The following is a 21,444-nucleotide window of genomic DNA, read 5'->3' on the forward strand; positions in this document are numbered from 1 at the left end:
AATAATAGCCCTAGACAACAGCGCCAAATATCAGGCGTTGTTTAGTGTCTAACCACATTGAATTTTGTACCATTACCTTGCTGAACATCCGACTTTGCAAAAAATGATTCAACCACTGGCGCAATTTTGGATAGGGTGATTGTAGATACCATTGCCGCTCTACTTGGGCAAACTGCCGCATAAACGGCATTAATGCCAAATCAGTTAAGCTCGGTTTGTCGGACATCAAATACTGGTGCAGAGAGAGTCGCGATTCCAGATCGGCAAGATAACGCTCACATTGCTGTCTATCTTCTGGTAATGAGGGTTCATGGTAACGTTTTGAGCAGCGATACCGTTCAAGATGACCTTTAAATTCATTATCAAATATCGCAATAACAGCCAACATTTCATCTAAAGCGTTGGGGACTGCTTTGTTAGTGTAACCTTCTGGGTCTGTTTGTAAAAATGCCCATTGCATGATGGCTAGGCTTTCATCGATCACCTGGTTATCGGTGGTGACTAGTACCGGGACGGTACCTTTAGGTGACACCTTAAGCATCTCATCAGGTTTGTTACTTAACACTATATCGCGTAGCTGAACTTGCTGGCCTGAAGCATAAATCGCCAACCTAGCCCGCATTGCATAAGGGCAATTTCTTAAAGAATAAAGTATGGATAAGTCAATTGTCTGGGTCATTTTTGCTCAGTAAATTCATTTTGCCGATAGGCTTTGTTACATTAACGATAATCATTAATTAAATCTTAGGGTGACATTACACTATCAAGTTCTGAACGTCATTTTGTTCATGTCCCCCAAAGATTCATTATCCAATCCGTTATGCCATAACGGGCTGGCAACGCTTACTCAACGATCAACACGCCTTTATACATTTGCATCTGACAATGAAATGGATACTCGCCTTTTTCCAGAGCAGGTAATGCTACCTTGGTGGGTTTATCCAGTGCTAAATCTTGGCTAATATCTAAGTCGGGTAGCAAGACTGTGGCGGAACATCCGGATTTATCTTGGCGTAAAAAGGTTATTTCTGTCGGCGTATTGGCGCTAATGTTAATTCTTGCAGGCGAATACACCCCGTCTTTAACCACTATTGATGTGCTGGCATCAACCTTAGTTTCATTTGATGGTTTATACAGCCAAAACCACCAAATGATAAAACCGATTAATGCGATACACAGTAAATTAATCAACATTTTGAGTCTCCTAGTGTTCTTTAGCTTTAAACAGACGTAAACGGTTGGCGTTACTGACGACGGTAAGCGATGAAAAGGCCATCGCCGCCCCGGCAATCACTGGGTTTAACAAAATACCAAATACCGGATAAAGCACTCCTGCCGCTAACGGAATACCCGCAACGTTATAAATAAATGCACCAAACAAGTTTTGTTTAATGTTGCGCAGCGTTGCTTTACTAATGGCTATGGCATCGGCTAATCCATGAAGTGATCCACGCATTAAGGTAATATCGGCACTTTCTATCGCGACATCGGTACCCGTACCAATTGCAAAGCCGACATCGGCTAAGGCTAACGCTGGAGCGTCATTAATGCCATCGCCAGTCATGCCAACAATTTCATTTTTTTGCTGAAGTTCAGCGACTTTTTTGGCTTTATCTTCTGGCATCACTTCAGCGAAAAAGTCATCAATACCGACTTTCTTCGCCACTGCGGCTGCGGTAGCTTTATTATCTCCGGTTAACATAATCACTTTAATGCCACTGAGTTTTAATCTCGCAATCGCTTCGATTGAATCGGATTTTATCGGATCAGATACTGCGATAATGGCAAGTAACTGCCCTGCAAGCGCCAAATACATAGGTGTTTTAGCCTCTTCGGCTAAGGTTTGGGCCTTGGCTTGGTAGTCACTAATCGCAATATTGTTGTCTTGCATCAGTTTTTCATTACCAAACAGTAATGTTTGTCCATCCATCTGAGCTTCTACACCTTGACCCGAAATGGCATTAAAGTGTTCAGTGTTAATGGCTTTAATGCTTCTAGCGTTGGCACTGTCAACAATGGCTTGTGCTAAGGGGTGTTCGGAGTGACTTTCAATTCCAGCCGATAAGGCAATTACCTGCTCTTCACTGTCTGCATGAGCCAGAATAATATCGGTAACTTGCGGTTTACCTTCGGTAATGGTGCCAGTTTTATCTAAAACCATTGCGGTGATTTTAGAGGCCGTTTGTAAAGCTTCACCGTTACGAATAAGTACCCCAGATTCAGCCGCCTTACCAACGCCAACCATTACCGACATTGGTGTTGCGAGTCCGAGGGCACAAGGACAAGCGATAATCAACACGGTTGTAGCAGACACTATGGCAAATACCATTGATGGCTCAGGACCAACGTTAAACCACACCATGGCACTGACAATGGCAATGATCATAATGGCTGGTACAAAATAAGCGGCAATGACATCCGCTAATCGACCAATCGGTGGCTTCGAGTTTTGTGCCCGTTTGACCATACTAATAATGTGCGCCAGTGCGGTATCTTTTCCGACCCGTGTTGCTTTAAATATGATTGAGCCAGATTTATTTAAAGTACCGGTGACCACATCATCATCAACAGCTTTTTCAACTGGCATGGGCTCACCGGTCAGCATTGACTCATCAATGGTACTTTTACCTTCAATAACCACTCCATCCACGGGGATTTTTTCGCCAGGACGGACTCTAACATGATCGTTAAGTAACACTTGGGCAATGTCGATATCGATTTCTTTGTCATCACGGATAACCCGCGCCGTTTTTGCTTGCAGGCCAATAAGACGCTTAATGGCTTCAGAGGTCTTACCGCGCGCTTTCACTTCTAGTGCTAAACCAAGATTAATTAAACCAATGATCATCGTGGTTGCTTCAAAGTAAACATGTCTTGCCATTTCAGGAAACCACTGTGGAAATGCCACAATTAGCATCGAATATATCCAAGCCGTTCCTGTTCCCAAGGCGATGAGGGTGTCCATATTGGCGTTATGGTTTAAAAAAGACTTCCAAGCACCGATATAAAAATGTTTACCGGATATCAACATAATGGCCAAGGTAACTACACCAACCAGCCCCCATACCATTTGCTCTGAGAGGCTTGATACCGTCATCTCGCCAATAAAAAGTCCATAGATCATCAACGGAATACCGACACTTAAAGCGATAATGGTATGGCGTAATAAACTTTTATAATGTTGTAAATCAGCCTGTTCTTTCTCATTCATGGCATCTTCTGCCGACTCAGCCTGGATTTGAGTGGCATTGTAGCCAGCACTTTCTACCGCGTTGATAATGGACTCTGCAGTTGCTTGACCAGTAACAAGTACCGTTCTATCTGCAAAATTCATATCGGCCGAATCTACGCCTTGTACGGTTTTAATGGCTTTCTCAATTTTACCAACACAGCTAGCGCAGCCTGCGCCGATAATATTGAGCTGTATAGGTGAATGCATTGTGTGTTCCATTACTTAACCTCCGTTGGTGTTAATGTAATCTTATCATCCTGATTAATACTTGCAGGAGTGCCATCTGTTTGATGTGAACCTTCAATCAAATGGCAAATCATATTTCCTGTCGGTAAGTTATCTGGCATGGTTGACCATTGCTCAACTGCGTGTGCAAGCCTTGAACGTAGTTTAACCATTTCATTAAATTGTCTTTCCGTTTCAGCCAGCTTTTGTTTAACTAACGTTCGCACAAGATGGCAGGCACTTTCGCCATGATCGGTTTTTGAAAAAATCACTTTAATTTCTTCAACTGAAAAATCAAGTCTGCGAGCGCTTAAGATAAATTGCATACGCGACTTATCTTTATGGTCATAGACTTTATAACCATTGACTGGAGATTTATTCGGATTAAGTAGGCCAATGCGAGTGTAAAAGCGCACTGTGTCGGCAGTAATACCTAATTCAGTAGCAAGTTGGTTCACTTTCATGCAGCCTCCACCGCTAAGGTTAATCATTATAATCATCTGACTATAAACCTATGTGTAACACACAGGTCAAGTAGGGTTTGAATATTAAAATAATAGGGCGCATTAGAGCGCCCTATTATTAGAGGGTTATTGCTGCATCATTTTACTATGTTGTTTCATGATGATAGCCATTAGCTCTTCGTGATTAACTAACTTGACGGTTTCACCTTTGATAGTGGCGCTTTCTAATGTTATAAACGGTGATTTGATAAAGTTTTTTGCATTTTTCGAAGATAGAATCTCTTTGGTATACACTTTAATATCTTCATCTCTAGATAGATTTAAACTCCAATATAACGCATCAGACTTAATGAAATTAGTATCATCAGCGCCAGATGAGAACAATTCATAAAACTGTAATTCAATGAGATGTTGACCAGGAGAGATTTCTAATTGGCTTTTATTTGATACCGGTTTTCCATCGACCGCAGTAAAGATCAAATAATCTGGCAATGAGATAGTGGCAGCCATTGATACTGAGCTGACTAAAGATAGTAGTGAAATAGCAATAAATTTTTTCATAATAAACTCCGTTAACTTTTTGATGCTGATAACGATAGCAACAAAAATCTTTATAAATTAATGTGGTAATTAATATAGGTAACTAATATAAATAATTAATTTAGATAAAGAATTAAGCTATTGGAGGTGGGTTTTGGCTTGATAGATTAGAAGGGGTTGATACCCATAAAGGCAAGCTGGCCTTCGTGCTGGTTAGCCCTATAGAGATAAGCTCTATGCCTGTAAAAAACGTAAAAGTATTCGCGATCGCATGGCAATGACTAATGCATTGACTCATATCACCTAAACAACAATTAGGCTCGTTATCACAGTCAGTGTTCATCATTGCTGACTGATGAGGTGGGCTCGATTGTGCGTCAGACATGACCATTTCTGCAGGCATAGACATTTCATTAGACATAGCGAAGCTAGGCATCAATAATTGCCCTACTAGTGATATTATAATCGCTATATTTAACAAAACTTTCAGCATATATGGCGCCCAAGAATTCGAAGATGATCTTACTATAACGATTTTTAGTTAGATTTGTTCGACACATGTCACATTTAGCGACTAACTATACGATGCCTAGTAAGTGATTAAAAAGCTAAGTACGTTAATACTCTCACTACAGAGAGCGCCTCTATCCGCCTAGAACGGTCAGAACTGGCTTATATATTCTATATCAGTTATATCATGCTGTGAGCTAGGCTAATATTTGTTAACAAACTCTTTAGAATAAGATTATCTCATTGTTTTATAGTGATAAAAACAAATTTTAACATATTTAACGGCCAATAAAGCTCTACCATATAAGCTATATTTTGCACTTAAGAGAGCCAATGCATCTTGTTCTGGGGATATTGTGATAACAAATGTCATTGTGTATGCTGCAAGCCTGCTATTAACATTATTGTAACTATATGGCTGTCATTATTTGAAGCTACTTAGCAAAGATTTACCTCATTTGCATTGTAGTCTTAAGTGGCTATCTAATCTAAGGAACACTGCTGTTAATATTTATTAGCAATAATACCTGTGACAATAATAAGGTGCACAAATGTTCGAATTGTTGAAATATTTTTTATATCTGTTGTTGGTACTTTTAGCTTGCCTTAATCAAGCACCTGATAAGTCAGTTGCAGAGCTGAGTAAGCGTTGGGCTCAACCTGCTTCTCAGGATGAATATTCACTCAAGAGATGAAGGACCAAAGTCTGATCAAGAACCCATAGTATTAATCCATGGTACAAGTGCATCTTTACATACTTGGGATGGTTGAGCCCGCATAAGGAGCCCACTCTAGTGATGCGATTTTCCATGTTTCACCTGCATGTGAAGTTGGCATAAATACGATTAAAGACAATAAAATAAACTTTAAAATCAACATCCTTGTATTACTCCATTAGTGTCAAATTAATAGAATAACTATAGTGTAGTTAACAGATTTTAATCTATTTTTTTATGGTGTTGTTTAACATTGTTATCACACGTCATATCACATCGAGTGTTTAGCTTTTTATTATCGTAATAGTTTAATGTAATTCTCTATTAGACCTGAATAAAATTACGGGTTAAAAAACCACAAAATAGTCTAAAGCTATGGTAGATAGCGATGCGGTGCATAAACCATAATCTCACTTTCCCTAGTCTCTACCCCGGTGTTATTTTCTACCGCAACCTTTCTTGTTGGTACTCAATCTATTTATTCATAATCTTTCATATATTGTCTACGTTCATTCATCCACAGTCTGAGTGCCATTAACAATTGTTATCTAATATAGCTGTCATCAGCAAAGGTAATTTTTTAAGTGAGCAAGCTATGACAACAAAAAACGTAGTAGATCCCCAACGTAATGTGAAGTCTAAGGAGCTGAAAGCTCTTGGGTTTATCATTTTTTTATTCTTTCCCATTATCACAGTAACCAGCATTAGTGCGTATGGTTTTGTCATTTGGATGATCCAAGCATTTGGTGGCGTTGTTGCGCACTAATCCTCAAATAAATTATGAGTCAATCTTATAAAGGATGCTGTTATGAAATGGTTTATTAATACCTGGCGGACGCTAAACCAGCCTGCCAAATATCTTACATTAGGCACAATTAGCCTATCTGCTTTTTTAATGGGGATTATATTCTGGGGTGGTTTTAATACTGCACTGGAAATGACCAACACTGAAGAGTTCTGTATTAGCTGTCACAGTATGGAAAGCAAGCCCTACCAAGAGCTACAGAAAACGGTGCATTGGTCTAATCACTCTGGTGTTCGGGCCACTTGCCCCGATTGTCACGTGCCTCATAACTGGAGTCGTAAAATTGGGCGCAAGATTGAAGCATCACATGATATGTGGGGCTGGTTGATGCAAACTGTTAATACTGAAGAAAAATTTGAATCAAAACGTCTAGAGATGGCTAGCCGTGAGTGGAAACGCTTCGACCGTGATAACTCTTTGGCGTGTAAAAACTGCCATAACTATGACTCGATGAAATGGGATGACATGTCAAAGTTGGCGCAAAAACAAATGAAGCGTGCAGCAGAGATAGACCAGAGCTGTGTTGATTGCCATAAAGGTATTGCTCACAAACTTCCTGACATGGGGACTTCTCGTGCACCAGAACTCATTGCACAAGTAGGATCTGGCGAAACTGGTCTTGTGGTTGGTGCTCAGTACTTTACTGCCTTAACTAAACCCCTTTATTTTAATCAAAAAACAGATGTTGAAGCTGGCACGTTAAACATTGCCACTAAAGTGACGGTACTTGAAATCAATGGCAGTCGTGTACTAGTTGGTATTAATGGTTGGCGTAAAAAAATTGGTGCTGGTCGTGTTATCTATTTCGATTTTGGTCTTAACATTCTGTCGGCTCAGTTATCAAAAGATGCTGCTTTAGAAGAAGGCGTAATGAATGTTTTTGAACAGAAAGAAGACCCCATGACCGGATTAACATGGCAGCGTGTTGAAGCCAAAATTTGGACAGATGCTGACTACCTAATTAACGATTTACAGCCACTTTGGGATTATGCCCGCACCACTTATACCAGAAGTTGTAGTGTGTGCCACACCCAACCAGCAGAAGCACATTTTGACGCTAACAGCTGGCCTGGAATGTTTAAAGGCATGATTGCATTCGTCAACATGGACCAAGACACTCAAGCGCTTGTACAAAAGTACTTACAAGAGCATTCATCTACTTTCGATAAGTCGGCGCATTAATAGGATATCATCATGAACAGAAGACATTTTCTTAAAGGCTTAGTGGCGACTTCTTATGTTGGACTAAGCAGTACATCAGTTTTGGCACCATTCAATGCCCTTGCAGCTGCGGGCACTAAAGCAAATGACGACTGGTTGACTACCGGTTCGCACTTTGGTGCATTCAAGATGAAACGTAAGAATGGCGTGATTGACCAGGTGATTCCATTTGAGTTGGACAAATACCCTACCGATATGATTAATGGCGTTAAAGGCTTAGTCTACAACCCTTCACGGGTTCGCTACCCTATGGTACGCCTAGATTTTTTATTGAAAGGTCATAAAAGTGATACCAGTCAACGAGGTGATTTTCGCTTTGTCCGTGTCACTTGGGATAAAGCATTGACTCTGTTTAAAGATTCACTTGATGAGGTGCAAACTCAATATGGCCCATCAGGATTGCACGCAGGTCAAACTGGCTGGCGCGCCACTGGACAACTGCATTCAAGTACCAGTCACATGCAACGCGCTGTTGGAATGCACGGTAATTTTGTCAAAAAAATAGGTGACTACTCAACGGGTGCTGGCCAAACTATTTTGCCTTATATTTTAGGCTCTACTGAAGTTTATGCCCAAGGTACTTCATGGCCGTTGATCCTTGAGCAATCTAAAACCATCATTTTGTGGTCAAATGATCCCTATAAAAACCTGCAAGTGGGTTGGAATGCGGAAACCCACGAATCGTTCGCTTATCTAGCGGAGCTTAAAGAAAAAGTAAAACAAGGTAAGATCCGGGTGATCAGTATCGACCCAGTGGTCACTAAAACCCAAAAATACTTAGGCTGTGAGCAACTTTACGTCAACCCACAAACTGACGTTGCGTTAATGCTGGGTATTGCCCATGAAATGATCACCAGTAAGTTACACGATGAAAAATTTATTGAGGGCTACAGCCTAGGTTTCGACAGATTCGTACCTTATATTTTAGGCGAGTCAGATAACGTAGCTAAAACACCAGAGTGGGCCAGTAAAATTACTGGTGTTAGCCCTGAAATTATACGTGATTTAGCTAAAGTGATGACCAAAGGTCGTACTCAAATCATGATGGGTTGGTGTATTCAACGTCAACAACACGGTGAACAACCTTATTGGATGGCAGCTGTACTTGCCACTATGATTGGCCAAATTGGTTTACCTGGTGGTGGTATCAGCTATGGCCATCATTACTCAAGTATTGGTGTTCCTTCATCGGGCGCAGCTGCACCGGGCGCGTTTCCTCGTAATCTTGATGAAGGCCAAAAGCCATTATTCGACAGTAATGATTTTAAAGGTGCAAGTAGCACCATTCCGATTGCACGTTGGATTGATGCCATTTTAGAACCGGGTAAAACCATCGATGCAAACGGGGCGAAGGTCACTTATCCTGATATTAAGATGATGGTATTTTCAGGTAATAATCCATGGAGTCATCACCAAGATAGAAATAAGATGAAGCAAGCATTTCAAAAGCTTGAATGTGTGGTCACTGTCGACATTAACTGGACAGCAACGTGCCGTTTCTCAGACATCGTTTTACCCGCTTGTACTACATTTGAACGTAATGACATTGACGTTTATGGCAGCTACGCTAACCGTGGTGTTTTAGCGATGCAAAAAATGGTTGAACCATTATTTGATAGCTTGTCTGATTTTGATATCTTTACCCGCTTTGCCAAAATAATGGGTAAAGAGGCAGAATATACCCGTGGCATGTCTGAATTTGACTGGATTAAGAAACTTTATAACGACTGTAAAGCCGATAATGCCGGTAAGTTCGATATGCCAAATTTCGACACGTTCTGGAAACAAGGTTATGTACATTTTGGTGAAGGCCAACCTTGGACTCGCCATGCCGACTTTAGGGATGATCCTGAAATGAATCCATTGGGTACACCATCGGGCTTGATTGAAATTTTCAGCCGTAAAATCGCCCAATTCAACTACGATGACTGTCCTGGCCATCCTACTTGGATAGAAAAGTCAGAGCGCAGCCATGGTGGTCCTGGTTCAGATAAATACCCAATGTGGATGCAATCTTGCCACCCAGATAAACGCTTACATTCACAAATGTGTGAGTCGCAGCAATATCGGGAAACCTATACGGTACAAGGCCGTGAACCCGTGTACTTGAATCCTACCGATGCAAAACAGCGCGGCATTAAAGATGGCGATGTTGTTCGTGTGTTTAACGACCGAGGTCAACTGTTAGCGGGTGCAGTGGTATCCGACAGCTTCCCTAGTGGGGTTATCCGAATTCATGAAGGAGCTTGGTATGGCCCAGTCGGTAAAGATGGGTCTAAAAAAGGCGGTAGTGAAATTGGGGCGTTGTGCAGCTATGGTGACCCTAATACGTTAACGCAAGATATTGGTACATCAAAGCTTGCCCAGGCTTGCTCCGCATACACTTGCTTGGTCGATTTCGAAAAGTATCAAGGTAAGTTACCTGACGTCAGTTCTTTTAGTGGCCCAATAGAAACGCAGCTATAACGTGTAAGTATTATCACTGTGCGCTAAGCGATTTAATTCTTGGCGCTTAAGTTAACGGCCATAATAGGCTCAGGAGATAACATAGATGAATGACAAGATATTGTATAACACGCCAATGAACCAGGGTCGTTCGGTGGTGTATAAGCTGCTCTCATCACTGTTTGCAAAAGAGCTAGACCAACAGCTATTACAAGAGCTCACTGCAAGTCAGGCTCAGGCATTCTTTGCTCAATTGGCCAGTGACCCGTTATTGAGTCAAGACATTGAAACCATAAACTCAGTGCTTAATTCAACCCTTAACAGCGTCAATACTGATCATGCTTTATTAGAGCTTGCTGCCGATTATTGTGGCCTATTTTTAGTAGGAACAAAGCATAGCGCCAGCCCTTATGCCAGTTTATATCTTAACGATAATGCAGTTGCCAAGGACGATGTACTCTTATTTGGTGAACAGCATCAGCAAATGCAAACATATCTAAAACAAAGCCAATTAACGGTTCAAAGTGAATTTCCTGAACCGTCTGACCATATTGCCGTTATTTTGGCTTATGTCGCTCACCAAGCGTGTGCTTGTGACGATAACACTCAGCTCAGCTTTATTAGGCAATATCTCCACGCTTGGTTACCCCGTTTTGTAGATAGGCTTACCTCTGTGGATACTGGTAAGTTTTATTCAGCCATTGCTCACCTCACTCTGGCTTGGGTTGAAAGCGATTGTGTAGGACTAAAAGGTGCTCAGTAACAGGATATCTATATAATTAACCCCCATATAAAAACACCGATCAAGCTCGGTGTTTTTATATGTAATGTTTGAGTTCAGGATAAATAGCGTTAGGGTTACACACACAGATATAATTATTATCAATATTTTACAACAGCTTAGGTTTAGATTTTCAACTCAAGTGCGTTAATGGATGCTTGCAATACTTGCTTAAGCAACAAATATGAATCATCACTAATGCCATCTTTTTCTAATTGTTTGCACAACTGACTCAACTGAATAAAGCCAATGCTGGCACTACTGCCTTTAAGTGCGTGTAACGCTTTTGGCCTATCTATAGGTAAAGCTGCCAGTGCATTGATGTGTTGTGTACTACTGACTTTAAATAACGCTAACATCTCTTTAACAGCTTCTGTACCAAGATATTGTAAGTCTTCATTAATTTGCTTTTCATCGAGTAAAGGCTGATTGTCTTCATTACAAACTGAAAATTTTTGATCTATGGTCGTTTGTGTAAAGCCTTTGTGTTTATCCATCTTAGTTAACTTATTCGTGTTGTCGCTGTTGATTGCTGACTTATCACTTGCATCACCAATCCAATTGGCTAAAAACTTCATATTAAGCGGTTTGGCTAATACGTCGTCAAAGCCCGCTGCTTGATACTCGTTTATGTCATCATGTTGAATTTGTGCCGTAAAAGCGGCTATGCTGATGTCTTTTTGGGCTGCGTTAGCAATATTCTTCAACTCTACCAATAACTCAATTCCTGAGCCATCGCCTAATTGAATATCAAGCATAATGCCGTCAAACTTCAACGCACTATCAACGTTAAACAACGCTCTTGCTTGAGCACAACTATCAGCCAGTACGGAATGATGTCCAAGATGTGCTAAAAACCCTTGGGCTACCATGGAATTGACTTTGTTGTCTTCGATAACGAGTACACATTTAGGATCAACTTTAGGTAATTTTGCACAGATAACCTCATGTTCTTGCTCACAGATGTGCAATGGCAAACTAAAACCAAAGGTGGAACCCTCACCCACTTTACTATTGACCCAAATAGAATCATTGGCAGTATTAACCTCATTCATTAATGAGACTAATTCTTTACAAATTGCGAGCCCGAGTCCTGTGCCTCTGGTTCTGCCTTGATTAGGCTGTGCACCATAGGCGATAAACAATTGATCCATGGCCTTTTTACTTATGCCAACGCCAGTATCTGACACTTCAAAGGTTAATCGTTTCTCGACCACATTTACCCGTAATGTAACCTGTCCTGCTGGAGTGAATTTAATGGCATTGCCGAGCAAATTAAACAACACTTGGCGCAATTTTGGGCCATCTACCGTTATCCATTTAGGTAAATTACCGCGAACTAAATATAACGAGATACCTGACAATCCCGCACCAGCTAACATGATTGCCATCACTTCATCGAGCAGCTCATTAAGCGCAACAGCCCGTGGTTCGTTAGTTAATTTACCTTGCTCCAAACGGGAAAAGTCCAAAATATCATTAAGTACATTTTGCAGTAAGGTGCCGCTGTATTGCGATAATGCCAACATTTGTTTTTGTGCTGGAGGTAATGGCGAGTGACTCAGTAAAGTCAGGGTGCCTAAAAGACCATTTAGCGGAGTACGGATTTCATGGCTCATGGTCGCTAAAAATAGCGATTTTGCCTTGTTAGCTTGTTCTGCCATCACTCTAGCCGTCGAATGTCCTTTTGCTTCAGCGTCTAGTTGACGGTTGGTTTCAGCCAGTTCGAGTGTACGTGCCTGCACAGTACTTTCAAGTGAGGCTTTATGGGCAAATAATTCTGATGCCGTTTGTTGTAATTCAGATTGCAGTACTTGATTGTGCGCGGTTTTTTGTTTAAAAGCTTCAATGGCAGAAGCCATCGCGGTGAGTTCATCGTCTCCGTGAGGATCAAGTACTACTTCGGTATTGCCCTGACTTAATTGAGATAATGCTGCAGTTGCTTCACTTAGGCGTAAAGCGATACCTTTATAAATAACTCGATAAACCACCAACAGCATAATGATTAACATCAAAATACCTGTCGCCCAAAGTCCTGATTTAGCCCACAGTAATTGCTGTAAAAAATTACTTCGGGCATGTTCTGCCTGTAGCTGTTGTGCTTTCATTGCGCTATCGACTGACTTATTCAGTTGGCCTAATTTATCCGTCAGCGTTAACAGCTGCGCATTTTGTTTCGTTAGCAATTGAGCATATTGCTGCTGCAAACTTAAGCCATCATTCACCTCCCTTAACATTATCAATTGGTGCTCAAGCTCTGTCGCTCTAACCGGATCTCGAATTAAGCCTTTAAGTAATTCTAGAGGCATTAAATCAATTTGCCCACTCGTGCCTGAAGCAGTATAAGGGCTCGGTATTTCATTACCGTTTTGGGAGTTATCGCGAGTAGAATTAATGGTATAAGTCGTTGGAGACAGTACTCGAGCCATATTGTCGAGTACGTTATTTAATCCGAGTTGTTGTTCTGGAGACTGTAATAACTGCCCTACTAACTCAATGTGATGGATCAATCCCAAAGCTCGATTTAAACGTTCACGAACATCCAAGTCTTGTTCTATGATGGAGTCCAAAAGTTGGGCACTTTGTTCAGCACCAACCACTTGAGGGTAAGCTAAACTTAACTTGGCCAGAATGGTTGAATCGACCACAGCTTGTTCTGCTTCAAGTAAAACACTACTCTTACTGGCTGCTTCCGCGAGTGCGCTTCCTTTATTATTCAATTGAGCCGCCAACACTAAACGTTTACCCACTTGGCGGCCGAATACCGATAAGTCATGGATAATTTCACCAGCTAATAGAGCTAATTGCTTATCTTTATCGACACCATGATTTTGTAGATTTAACGAATTGAGTCGTTCAATAGCGGAAAGTAAATTAGTGCTTTCGAGTGACAACTTACGCCCAAGGAAAACGCGTTGTGCCTCTTGTTCCACTCGTTCCAGCGCTTGGGCATTGTCGAGCAAGCCATTAGAAGACTGCATCAATTGCCTTGCAGCCTCAGATGCGGGTAACGCCTCTTCATATAAATATTGGTCAGCAAGCTTTACCCAATAAAGCGAAATGCTGCCAAGGCTAACTAACATTAACAATAACAATCCGAGCAGACAAAATGCCAACATAAGGCGACCTACTAAGCTCTTGCCTGATAGTGATAAAGTGCTCACAGTCATTCCTTAAAATGTTATAATTACAAAAAATCTTAGTGTTCTGTTTAGAAACCTTAATCGAGACAATATAATGCGCCGACTTATTTATTTGCTCATAGCTTGCTTAGGGACAATACCATTACTTGCTGAGGCTACATTAGATTCTAGCTGGATATTACAACAGCGGACGCCATTTAATGCCAAAATTCAAACAGTAAAATCGATACAATATAATCAACTGACTTCGGCCAAAAAGCCTTGGCGGATCTGTGCCTTAGTACCTCACCTCAAAGATGCTTATTGGATCGGCATTGATTACGGTTTGGTGTCAAAAGCCAGCCAATTAGGCATTGATTTAGAATTATTTGAAGCCGGCAGTTATTACAGAAAAGAGCAACAACTAAAACAACTTGAATACTGCCTTAATCAGCCGTTCGATGCCATCTTACTCGGTGCCGTGGCCCCTAATTTACTTGATAACTATCCTGGACAGATTAATAAACCCATCATAGCGTTAGTGAATAGACTCGATAACCCCATGATAACGACTCGTGTAGGCGTTAATTGGTATCAAATGGGCTGGGAAGCTGGCCACTTTATAGCTAAAGCTGTTAAAAAAATACCGCCATCATCTCCAGTAACACTCGCACTACTCACTGGTCCAGAAAGTGTTGGTGGCAGCGATTGGGTTGAGCTCGGTATTCAAGATGCTATTGCCAATAGTCATATTGAGATTACATCAATTCGCCATACCGATAATAATCGTGACCTTTATCGTGACCAACTTCATCATCTGCTTAATGATCATATTCCTAGCTATATTATAGGCAGTGCTGTTGCTATCGAAGCAGCAATTGGAACATTGCAACATAAACAATTAGCTGGCCAAGTAAAGCTTGTGAGCAGTTATCTATCGCCAGCGACATTGCGAGGACTGCATCGTAATAAAGTCGCTTTCAGCAGTGATGATCAAGTGGTGTTACAAGGTAAATTAGCAATAGACATCATGGTAAAACTACTTGAGGGAGCACAATCATTTGGTGATATTGGCCCACAAATACAGGCGTTAGAACAAGGAAAGGTGCAACTCGATATGTTTAATAACAGCTTAGCCCCTGCAAGTTTTTACCCTATTTACCGCGTGACGCCAAAAACTAATCTTTAATCTTTGTCGCAAACAAATAGCCTTCTCCATGAACCGTCACAAACAGGTCAGCCTGTAGCTTGTTTCGTAATCGACGAATAATGACATCAATGGTTCTATCATTTACATCTTCATTACGGTGGCTTGTTTGCTGCATTAGTCGCTCACGAGATAGTACTTGCTGCGGATGCAATGCAAAGGCGGTAAGTAATTCGAACTCTGCTTTAGTCAGCTTTATCACCTCGTCACCACGACTCAGTTTTCGGCTGTTTAACTCAAGAATATATTTATCGAACGCAATGATATCGTCACACTGTTCAAATTGTTCTACAACGTCTTGCTGTGCTTTTTTAACTAATGAAATTCGCCACAACAAATTTTTAACTCTTACTAATAGTTCTCTTAATTCAAATGGTTTAGTCACATAATCATCAGCGCCCATTTCAAGACCAACGATTTTATCAATGGTTTCATCACGACCTGTGACTAAAATAATGCCAACGTCCGAACGACTTCTCAGTTCACGTGCCAAGCTCAAACCATCGGTACCGGGTAAGTTAATATCTAACATCACCAAATCGATATGTTGATTTGTAAACTGTTGCCACATCTGTTCGCCGTCTCCAGCTTCAAGCACCCGATAACCTTCACGCTCAAAATAACCTTTTAATCGAGCTCGGATCACTGCTTCATCGTCAACGACGAGTACTGTATTTGTTAAACCAGAATGTGCCATCGTCCAATCCAGATAGTGTTGCTAATAATGGTCGTTATTATTCATAACTTTTCATATTTGCCTATAAAGATATACAAGGAATGAGTGGCAGCTAGCAAAATTGGTTTATAAAAAAGGACCTAGATCACATAATGGGGATATGTAAAACAAGATCCAATTATATTTGTAGTTTAGCAATAAAAGACGTTATGTTTTTATATTAGAAACTTTTGCTGATGCCGACAACCACTCGGTCATCAAAGATTTTTGTTTGAGTGCCGTAGACCTTATGATCGCTATCCATGGTACTTCCATGATAACGAACATCAAAATTGAGGCCGGCATAGGTTTTACTCACTCCCAAATTCCAGTGTCCCCAACCTTCTGCTCCATTACCATCTAAATCTTGGTAGCCGATACTTGCTGAAACATGTAAACCATTGTCAAACTGATAGCTCGGATGAACGGCATAGTTAACACCTTGCCAGCCCTCTACGCCAAACCAATCGTCGATTGTTGGAGTCACTTCTAATTGCACATTTGCATGACCAAATTGTTTACCAACTTTGATCCACAGTTCGGTATAATTTGAATATGAGGCACCTGGATACAGGTAAGAAAAAACCATAACGTCGTAACTGATACCACTATCGCCAAACTCACCTGCTTTACCTATATAAGGTGCCGTAACAATTTCTAAATTGGGGTCTGCAAATTTGATATTGGAAGCAAATACACCGGTATACCAGCCCAGATCATTACCCCACCCTAGAGTACCTTGTACCACTGGTACTTCTGCATCCATCGTTTCCGATTCGCCACGAAAAACATAATCTGAAGCAAAGGTTAATTTACCACTTATGGCTCCATCGAAGACATTATCATCTGCAGCATTGGCAAAAGAGGTAGCCGATAAGATTAGACTGCCTAACAAAATTGACTGAGCTAGTTGAGTTTTTCTAATGTTCATATTCATTACCCTAAAATATATGTTCTTGTTGATAGGGTGACTATATTCAAAACTTATGAATGGCTGTTGAGTTGGTTATGAACTGATGGGAAACAAATATGAAAAAATATGAACACTAAGATTTAACATCACTCAAGCCTTGTGGGTCACTCTATTAAACGATCTGTATAATCAAAAGTGTCCAGATGGCAAAGCTGGATTTCGATGTGCTTCACTAGGTTAAATCGATAAATACTCACATTTATGTAACGCTCAACTTTTACAACATTTGAGTTATTGTGCTTATCAGTTTTTAAACAACAGGGTTACAATTGAGTCTGCTGTTGCTGGAAGGGCTGTTGATAAAACTGCAGGGTTTTACCTACCGTCAACTTGTCTTTGTCCGTCATTTTGTTCCAAGCGATAATTTGTTCCACACTGACCTTATACACTTTGGCAATACTCCAAAGAGTATCCCCATATTTTACCGTGTGATCGCTCCGAACTGCTGGCTGATTAGATGTGGTGATGGTCCTTGGTTGTTTGTTTGTTGAAGCGAGTTCGACCTCTGGTATCATGCTCGATACGCCTTGTGGCATATACAAAAATTTACCGGCAACTATTTTATCACTATTGATGTCGTTCATTTGTTGAATTTTAGACACAGTCGTTTGATAACGTTTAGCAATAGCACTCATGCTATCGCCCGGTTTTATTTGATATTTAGACCATTTCATTCTGGCGCTAATGTCAGTATCAGCAAGTGCCTTTTTAAATTCATTTACCTTGCTAACAGGCACTATTAATTGATGCGGTCCGTCTGGCGATGTCGCCCAACGATTAAATCCAGGATTTAGATTTTGTAGCCGGGCAATGGGCATATTTGCAAGCTCAGCTGCTACCGAGATATCGATTTGACTGCCAACATCAATGACTTCAACAAGGGGTTTGTTAGGAATAGTTTTGAGTGCAATACCATAACGTTGAGCATTTTTTATCACATCAGCGATTGCCAGCAGTTGTGGTACATATTGTCTGGTTTCTTTAGGCAAGGGTAAAGACCAGAAGTCAGTACTCAGTCCTCTCGCTTCATTATATCTAATCGCCTCACGCAAGCGCCCTTCACCGGCATTGTATGCCGCTAGTGCATATAACCAATTATCGGTCTTTTTGTACAGGTATTCGAGCATATCTAATGCTGCGGATGTTGCCGCTGGCACATCTCTTCGACCGTCATACCACCAATTCATCTGCAAGCCAAAATGGCTGGCCATTGGTGAGGTGAACTGCCATAGACCTGACGCATCGGCACTGGAATACGCGAAAGGATTAAATGAGCTCTCAACCATAGGTAGTAAGGCTAATTCAATAGGTAAATCTCGATGTTCAAACTCTTGCACAATTAAATACAAAAACGGCTTTGCGCGTTGCGAAATACTCTCAAGATGCTGTGGATTATCGATATACCACTGTCGATATTGGTTAACTAACTGCTCATCTGGGATTGGCATATCCATTGAGTAGCGGATGCGTTCCCACACATCACCATTGTCTTGGTAATTTCGGCGGGCTAAAGACTTAGGGATCGTTGAGCTTGTTTTATTGGCAGTACTGATATTGCGGTCTGCGTCGGCATCTTTAATTGCCACCGTTTGGCAACCACTTAACAGGATAAAGCCTGTTGTGATAAAGACAATTAATGTTCTCAATTAAAGATGTTCCTTAGATCTTACGCTGGCATTTTATGCTCAGATCGCGAATATTTTTGAAGCAAAAGTCGTCCATTGTAATTGAGTTTTATTTTTCTATCTATCAGTTTTAAAGAGCCAATTTAGAAAAGTTTATCAATGACTTCAACCGTTAATCAATTCAGCTTAACGATAATCATTATGCGTTTAGAATTATTAGGACATAGTATGGAGTAGAGAACTTGATTGATTGTGATCTGCATCATCGGATTTCGATTTTATCAATGCCAACCTCAGCTATTTTCACTGTTTAAACACCCGGTCACTGAGTAGATTAATGGCTATTAAGCATTAGCCTTTAAAAAGTGAATTCAGCATGTCATTACAAGAAAATATTGTCCAAATAGTCAGCCACCCTCACCTTTCTCCTAAGCAAAAATCAAATTATTTGGCCCTAGAAGCTGAAAATAGTCTGCCATATGTGGCAGTGTCTGAGCAGGTTAGTAATGCGATGAAGGACGGTATTATTTGCGATATGTTTGAAGGCCACGCGCCGTTTAAACCGCGTTATGTTCTGCCCGACTATGCTAAATACCTGAAGCAAGGTTCAGAGTACTTAGCGTTATCACCGGCTGAAGATTTTGATGATGCCCTCAATGCGTTAATGGTGCTTTATCATCATGTGCCGTCGGTGACCAATATTCCGGTGTTCTTAGGTCATTTAGATGCGTTATTGATGCCTTTTGTTGCTGGGCTTGACGCTGATGCCATTTATCGCAAATTAACCCGCTTTTGGATCTTACTTGACCGCATATTGCCCGATGCATTTATGCATGTGAATATTGGTCCGACTGATAATATTATTTGCCGGACTTTATTGCGCATTGACCTTGAGTTACAACAAATTGCGCCTAATTTGACCTTTATGTACGAGCCTGCAATAACACCAGATGATTTATTGTTGCAGGCGACCACCAATATTTGTTTTTGCAATAAGCCTCACATCGCCAACTATTCGTTGCATGCTGAAACATTCGATAAGCGCGGGTTTGGCATTGTCAGTTGTTATAACGCGCTCCCATTAGCTGGCGGCGCCAATACGTTAGTACGACTTAACTTAAAACAAGTTGCCTTAAAAGCCACTAGCATCGATGATTTTTTTCAACAAGTACTGCCTTATTATGGCCAACTCACCTTTGAGCTTATTGAAGCGCGTTCGGCATTCTTACATCAACAATCACATTTTTTCGACAGTTTTTTGGTTAAGGAGCAACTCATTGATGAGAACCGTTTTGCGCCTATGTTTGGGATTTACGGTATGGCTGAGGCGGTCAATATTTTACAAGCCCTGTCTGCTAAGGGGTTAGCTGCCGCTATTGGATCGCAAGAGGCTATTAGTCTATCCAGTAACGCCTATGGCCACAGCCAGGCAGCTAATGAATTAGGCCTAAGGATCTCAGCTGCATTGGCTAACATGGTGACATCAACTCCGGTGACCTATGGTTATAAGGGGCGTGCGTTATTACATTCTCAAAGTGGTATTAGCGTCGATAAAGATGTGACTCCTGGTGTTCGTATTCCTTATGGCACAGAGCCCGATCCCATTAGTCATATTCAAGCGTTAGCGAAGCATCATCAATATTATACTGCGGGAATTAGCGATATTCTTAGCATAGATGAAACCGTAAAATCGAATCCACAAGCCATGTTCCAACTTTGTAAAGGCGCATTTAGCTCAGGTTTTAGGGAGTTTACCGCCAATGTCGCGAATAATGATTTAGTCCGCGTTACTGGTTACATGGTCAAACGATCTGACATTGAAACATTTAAACAACGTGGTTCACGCAGCAATACTAGCGGTTTAGCTGCTGAGGCTGCCATGAATACCGGCATATTACAGCGCCAAGCCCGTGTTATTGCTCACGAACAAGCGCCTTTTGTTTATGAGTAAACTGGCTGTTGTAAGCCAGATATTGCCGTTTTCATGCGTCGATGGGCCGGGCAGTAGATTGGTAATTTTTCTACAAGGCTGCAATTATCAATGCAAAAATTGCCATAATCCGCAAACGATAAGTTTGTGTAGTGCATGTGGCGATTGTGTTGATCATTGCCCTGAGCAAGCATTGACGCTCATTGCGTCGCAAGATACAGATTTAAAATGTAAGCCACATATCGTGTGGCACAGCACTAAGTGCACTGAATGTGATACTTGCCTTAGGGTATGCCAAGCACAATCCTCGCCCAAAACGGTAACTTATACGCTTGAGCAAATCCTTGAGGTCATTAGTTGTCAGCGATATTTTATTAACGGTATTACGGTTAGCGGCGGCGAAGCGAGTTTGCAATTACCTTTTGTTATTACTCTGTTTAAGGCGATTAAATCATCTGAGCAACTAGCACACTTAACTTGCATGATCGACACCAATGGTAGTTTAAGTCGCACGGGATGGCATAAGTTACTCCCCTATTTAGATGGTGCTATGGTTGATTTAAAAGCATGGCACCAAGCTACTCACTACTATATTACCGGGCGAGACAACAAAGCGGTGTTTAACTCAATTGAGTTACTTGCTCAGCACAATAAGCTGTATGAAGTGAGACTGTTACATATTCCTGAGGTTACAGATTATGATACCCAGATAGATGCCCTAGCGGCTTATTTAACTCAGCTACCAAGTGATACCCGAGTTAAACTAAATGCATTTCACCATCACGGAGTTGGTGAAATCGCTTCAACATGGAAGCAATGCACTCAGGCTGATATCGAAAAATTAGCCGCGCTGCTGAGCCAGCGAGGAGTGAATAATCTTGCCTTACCGGCGCTATATCTTTAATTCAATTAAGTCGATTTAATCTCGACATC

17 protein-coding genes are annotated in these 21,444 nt (G+C 41.1%); 7 read left to right on the top strand and 10 right to left on the bottom strand.

Translation table 11 applies throughout. From position 1 onward, the window contains the following. Positions 1–10: 10 nt before the first annotated feature. The 6 genes from H5123_RS06300 to H5123_RS06325 form a co-directional block, all read right to left on the bottom strand. Entirely contained in the window at positions 11–679 is a 669-nt protein-coding gene (locus tag H5123_RS06300; protein WP_182697377.1) for a glutathione S-transferase, read from the bottom strand. Between the two features lie 164 nt (positions 680–843). Continuing rightward, complete coding sequence (locus tag H5123_RS06305; RefSeq protein ID WP_124014888.1) at positions 844–1,194, bottom strand: cupredoxin domain-containing protein; 351 nt, start codon at positions 1,192–1,194, stop codon at positions 844–846. Positions 1,195–1,204: 10 nt separating this feature from the next. Beyond that, complete coding sequence (locus H5123_RS06310; protein WP_182697378.1) at positions 1,205–3,451, bottom strand: heavy metal translocating P-type ATPase; 2,247 nt, start codon at positions 3,449–3,451, stop codon at positions 1,205–1,207. Continuing rightward, complete coding sequence (locus H5123_RS06315; RefSeq protein ID WP_182697379.1) at positions 3,451–3,921, bottom strand: MerR family DNA-binding protein; 471 nt, start codon at positions 3,919–3,921, stop codon at positions 3,451–3,453. Before H5123_RS06315 ends, H5123_RS06310 begins: the two co-directional genes overlap by 1 nt. Before the next feature lie 126 nt (positions 3,922–4,047). Further along, positions 4,048–4,482 (bottom strand): DUF2057 family protein, encoded by a 435-nt coding sequence (locus H5123_RS06320; protein ID WP_182697380.1) that lies wholly within the window; start codon positions 4,480–4,482, stop codon positions 4,048–4,050. Positions 4,483–4,594: 112 nt separating this feature from the next. Next, positions 4,595–4,897 (bottom strand): hypothetical protein, encoded by a 303-nt coding sequence (locus H5123_RS06325; protein ID WP_259395280.1) that lies wholly within the window; start codon positions 4,895–4,897, stop codon positions 4,595–4,597. Between the two features lie 1,385 nt (positions 4,898–6,282). Between H5123_RS06325 and H5123_RS06330 the strand changes: the two genes are divergently transcribed. The 4 genes from H5123_RS06330 (at position 6,283) to torD (ending at position 10,921) form a co-directional block, all read left to right on the top strand. Next, positions 6,283–6,453, top strand: a complete 171-nt coding sequence (locus H5123_RS06330) for a periplasmic nitrate reductase, NapE protein (RefSeq protein ID WP_124014893.1) — start codon at positions 6,283–6,285, stop codon at positions 6,451–6,453. A gap of 42 nt (positions 6,454–6,495) precedes the next feature. Continuing rightward, positions 6,496–7,674, top strand: a complete 1,179-nt coding sequence (gene torC / locus H5123_RS06335; protein ID WP_182697381.1) for a pentaheme c-type cytochrome TorC — start codon at positions 6,496–6,498, stop codon at positions 7,672–7,674. Positions 7,675–7,686: 12 nt separating this feature from the next. Beyond that, positions 7,687–10,179 (top strand): trimethylamine-N-oxide reductase TorA, encoded by a 2,493-nt coding sequence (gene torA / locus H5123_RS06340; RefSeq protein WP_182697382.1) that lies wholly within the window; start codon positions 7,687–7,689, stop codon positions 10,177–10,179. 100 nt (positions 10,180–10,279) lie between these two features. Beyond that, the gene (gene torD, locus H5123_RS06345; RefSeq protein WP_404948300.1) at positions 10,280–10,921 is read left to right on the top strand and encodes a molecular chaperone TorD; all 642 of its coding nucleotides are present in this window, start codon (positions 10,280–10,282) and stop codon (positions 10,919–10,921) included. A 143-nt stretch (positions 10,922–11,064) separates the two neighbouring features. Here torD and torS read toward each other — a convergent pair whose 3' ends face one another. Beyond that, the gene (gene torS / locus H5123_RS06350) at positions 11,065–14,109 is read right to left on the bottom strand and encodes a TMAO reductase system sensor histidine kinase/response regulator TorS (RefSeq protein ID WP_182697384.1); all 3,045 of its coding nucleotides are present in this window, start codon (positions 14,107–14,109) and stop codon (positions 11,065–11,067) included. A 67-nt stretch (positions 14,110–14,176) separates the two neighbouring features. Between torS and torT the strand changes: the two genes are divergently transcribed. Then, positions 14,177–15,250, top strand: a complete 1,074-nt coding sequence (gene torT / locus H5123_RS06355; RefSeq protein WP_182697385.1) for a TMAO reductase system periplasmic protein TorT — start codon at positions 14,177–14,179, stop codon at positions 15,248–15,250. Here torT and torR read toward each other — a convergent pair. The 3 genes from torR to H5123_RS06370 form a co-directional block, all read right to left on the bottom strand. Next, positions 15,240–15,965, bottom strand: coding sequence for a two-component system response regulator TorR (gene torR, locus H5123_RS06360; RefSeq protein WP_182697386.1), 726 nt, complete (start codon positions 15,963–15,965; stop codon positions 15,240–15,242). The genes torT and torR overlap by 11 nt on opposite strands. A 199-nt stretch (positions 15,966–16,164) precedes the next feature. After that, complete coding sequence (locus tag H5123_RS06365; protein ID WP_182697387.1) at positions 16,165–16,914, bottom strand: TorF family putative porin; 750 nt, start codon at positions 16,912–16,914, stop codon at positions 16,165–16,167. 305 nt (positions 16,915–17,219) lie between these two features. Next, on the bottom strand, positions 17,220–18,602 hold the full coding sequence (locus H5123_RS06370) for a LysM peptidoglycan-binding domain-containing protein (RefSeq protein WP_182697388.1): 1,383 nt from the start codon (positions 18,600–18,602) through the stop codon (positions 17,220–17,222). 355 nt (positions 18,603–18,957) lie between these two features. Here H5123_RS06370 and H5123_RS06375 point away from each other — a divergent pair, with 355 nt between their 5' ends. Beyond that, the gene (locus H5123_RS06375) at positions 18,958–20,532 is read left to right on the top strand and encodes a YjjI family glycine radical enzyme (protein WP_182697389.1); all 1,575 of its coding nucleotides are present in this window, start codon (positions 18,958–18,960) and stop codon (positions 20,530–20,532) included. Continuing rightward, on the top strand, positions 20,525–21,415 hold the full coding sequence (locus H5123_RS06380) for a YjjW family glycine radical enzyme activase (protein ID WP_182697390.1): 891 nt from the start codon (positions 20,525–20,527) through the stop codon (positions 21,413–21,415). The genes H5123_RS06375 and H5123_RS06380 overlap by 8 nt, the downstream gene beginning before the upstream one ends. Positions 21,416–21,444 lie beyond the last annotated feature (29 nt).

This window comes from Shewanella sp. SR43-4 (assembly GCF_014163845.1).
Lineage (GTDB): Bacteria > Pseudomonadota > Gammaproteobacteria > Enterobacterales > Shewanellaceae > Shewanella > Shewanella vesiculosa.

Bases quoted from the DNA above. Each gene is read 5' to 3' on its own strand.
- H5123_RS06300 (WP_182697377.1), bottom strand. From the start codon at position 679: ATGACCCAGACAATTGACTTATCCATACTTTATTCTTTAAGAAATTGC.
- H5123_RS06305 (WP_124014888.1), bottom strand. From the start codon at position 1,194: ATGTTGATTAATTTACTGTGTATCGCATTAATCGGTTTTATCATTTGG.
- H5123_RS06310 (WP_182697378.1), bottom strand. From the start codon at position 3,451: ATGGAACACACAATGCATTCACCTATACAGCTCAATATTATCGGCGCA.
- H5123_RS06315 (WP_182697379.1), bottom strand. From the start codon at position 3,921: ATGAAAGTGAACCAACTTGCTACTGAATTAGGTATTACTGCCGACACA.
- H5123_RS06320 (WP_182697380.1), bottom strand. From the start codon at position 4,482: ATGAAAAAATTTATTGCTATTTCACTACTATCTTTAGTCAGCTCAGTA.
- H5123_RS06325 (WP_259395280.1), bottom strand. From the start codon at position 4,897: ATGCCTAGCTTCGCTATGTCTAATGAAATGTCTATGCCTGCAGAAATG.
- H5123_RS06330 (WP_124014893.1), top strand. From the start codon at position 6,283: ATGACAACAAAAAACGTAGTAGATCCCCAACGTAATGTGAAGTCTAAG.
- torC (WP_182697381.1), top strand. From the start codon at position 6,496: ATGAAATGGTTTATTAATACCTGGCGGACGCTAAACCAGCCTGCCAAA.
- torA (WP_182697382.1), top strand. From the start codon at position 7,687: ATGAACAGAAGACATTTTCTTAAAGGCTTAGTGGCGACTTCTTATGTT.
- torS (WP_182697384.1), bottom strand. From the start codon at position 14,109: ATGACTGTGAGCACTTTATCACTATCAGGCAAGAGCTTAGTAGGTCGC.
- torT (WP_182697385.1), top strand. From the start codon at position 14,177: ATGCGCCGACTTATTTATTTGCTCATAGCTTGCTTAGGGACAATACCA.
- torR (WP_182697386.1), bottom strand. From the start codon at position 15,965: ATGGCACATTCTGGTTTAACAAATACAGTACTCGTCGTTGACGATGAA.
- H5123_RS06365 (WP_182697387.1), bottom strand. From the start codon at position 16,914: ATGAACATTAGAAAAACTCAACTAGCTCAGTCAATTTTGTTAGGCAGT.
- H5123_RS06375 (WP_182697389.1), top strand. From the start codon at position 18,958: ATGTCATTACAAGAAAATATTGTCCAAATAGTCAGCCACCCTCACCTT.
- H5123_RS06380 (WP_182697390.1), top strand. From the start codon at position 20,525: ATGAGTAAACTGGCTGTTGTAAGCCAGATATTGCCGTTTTCATGCGTC.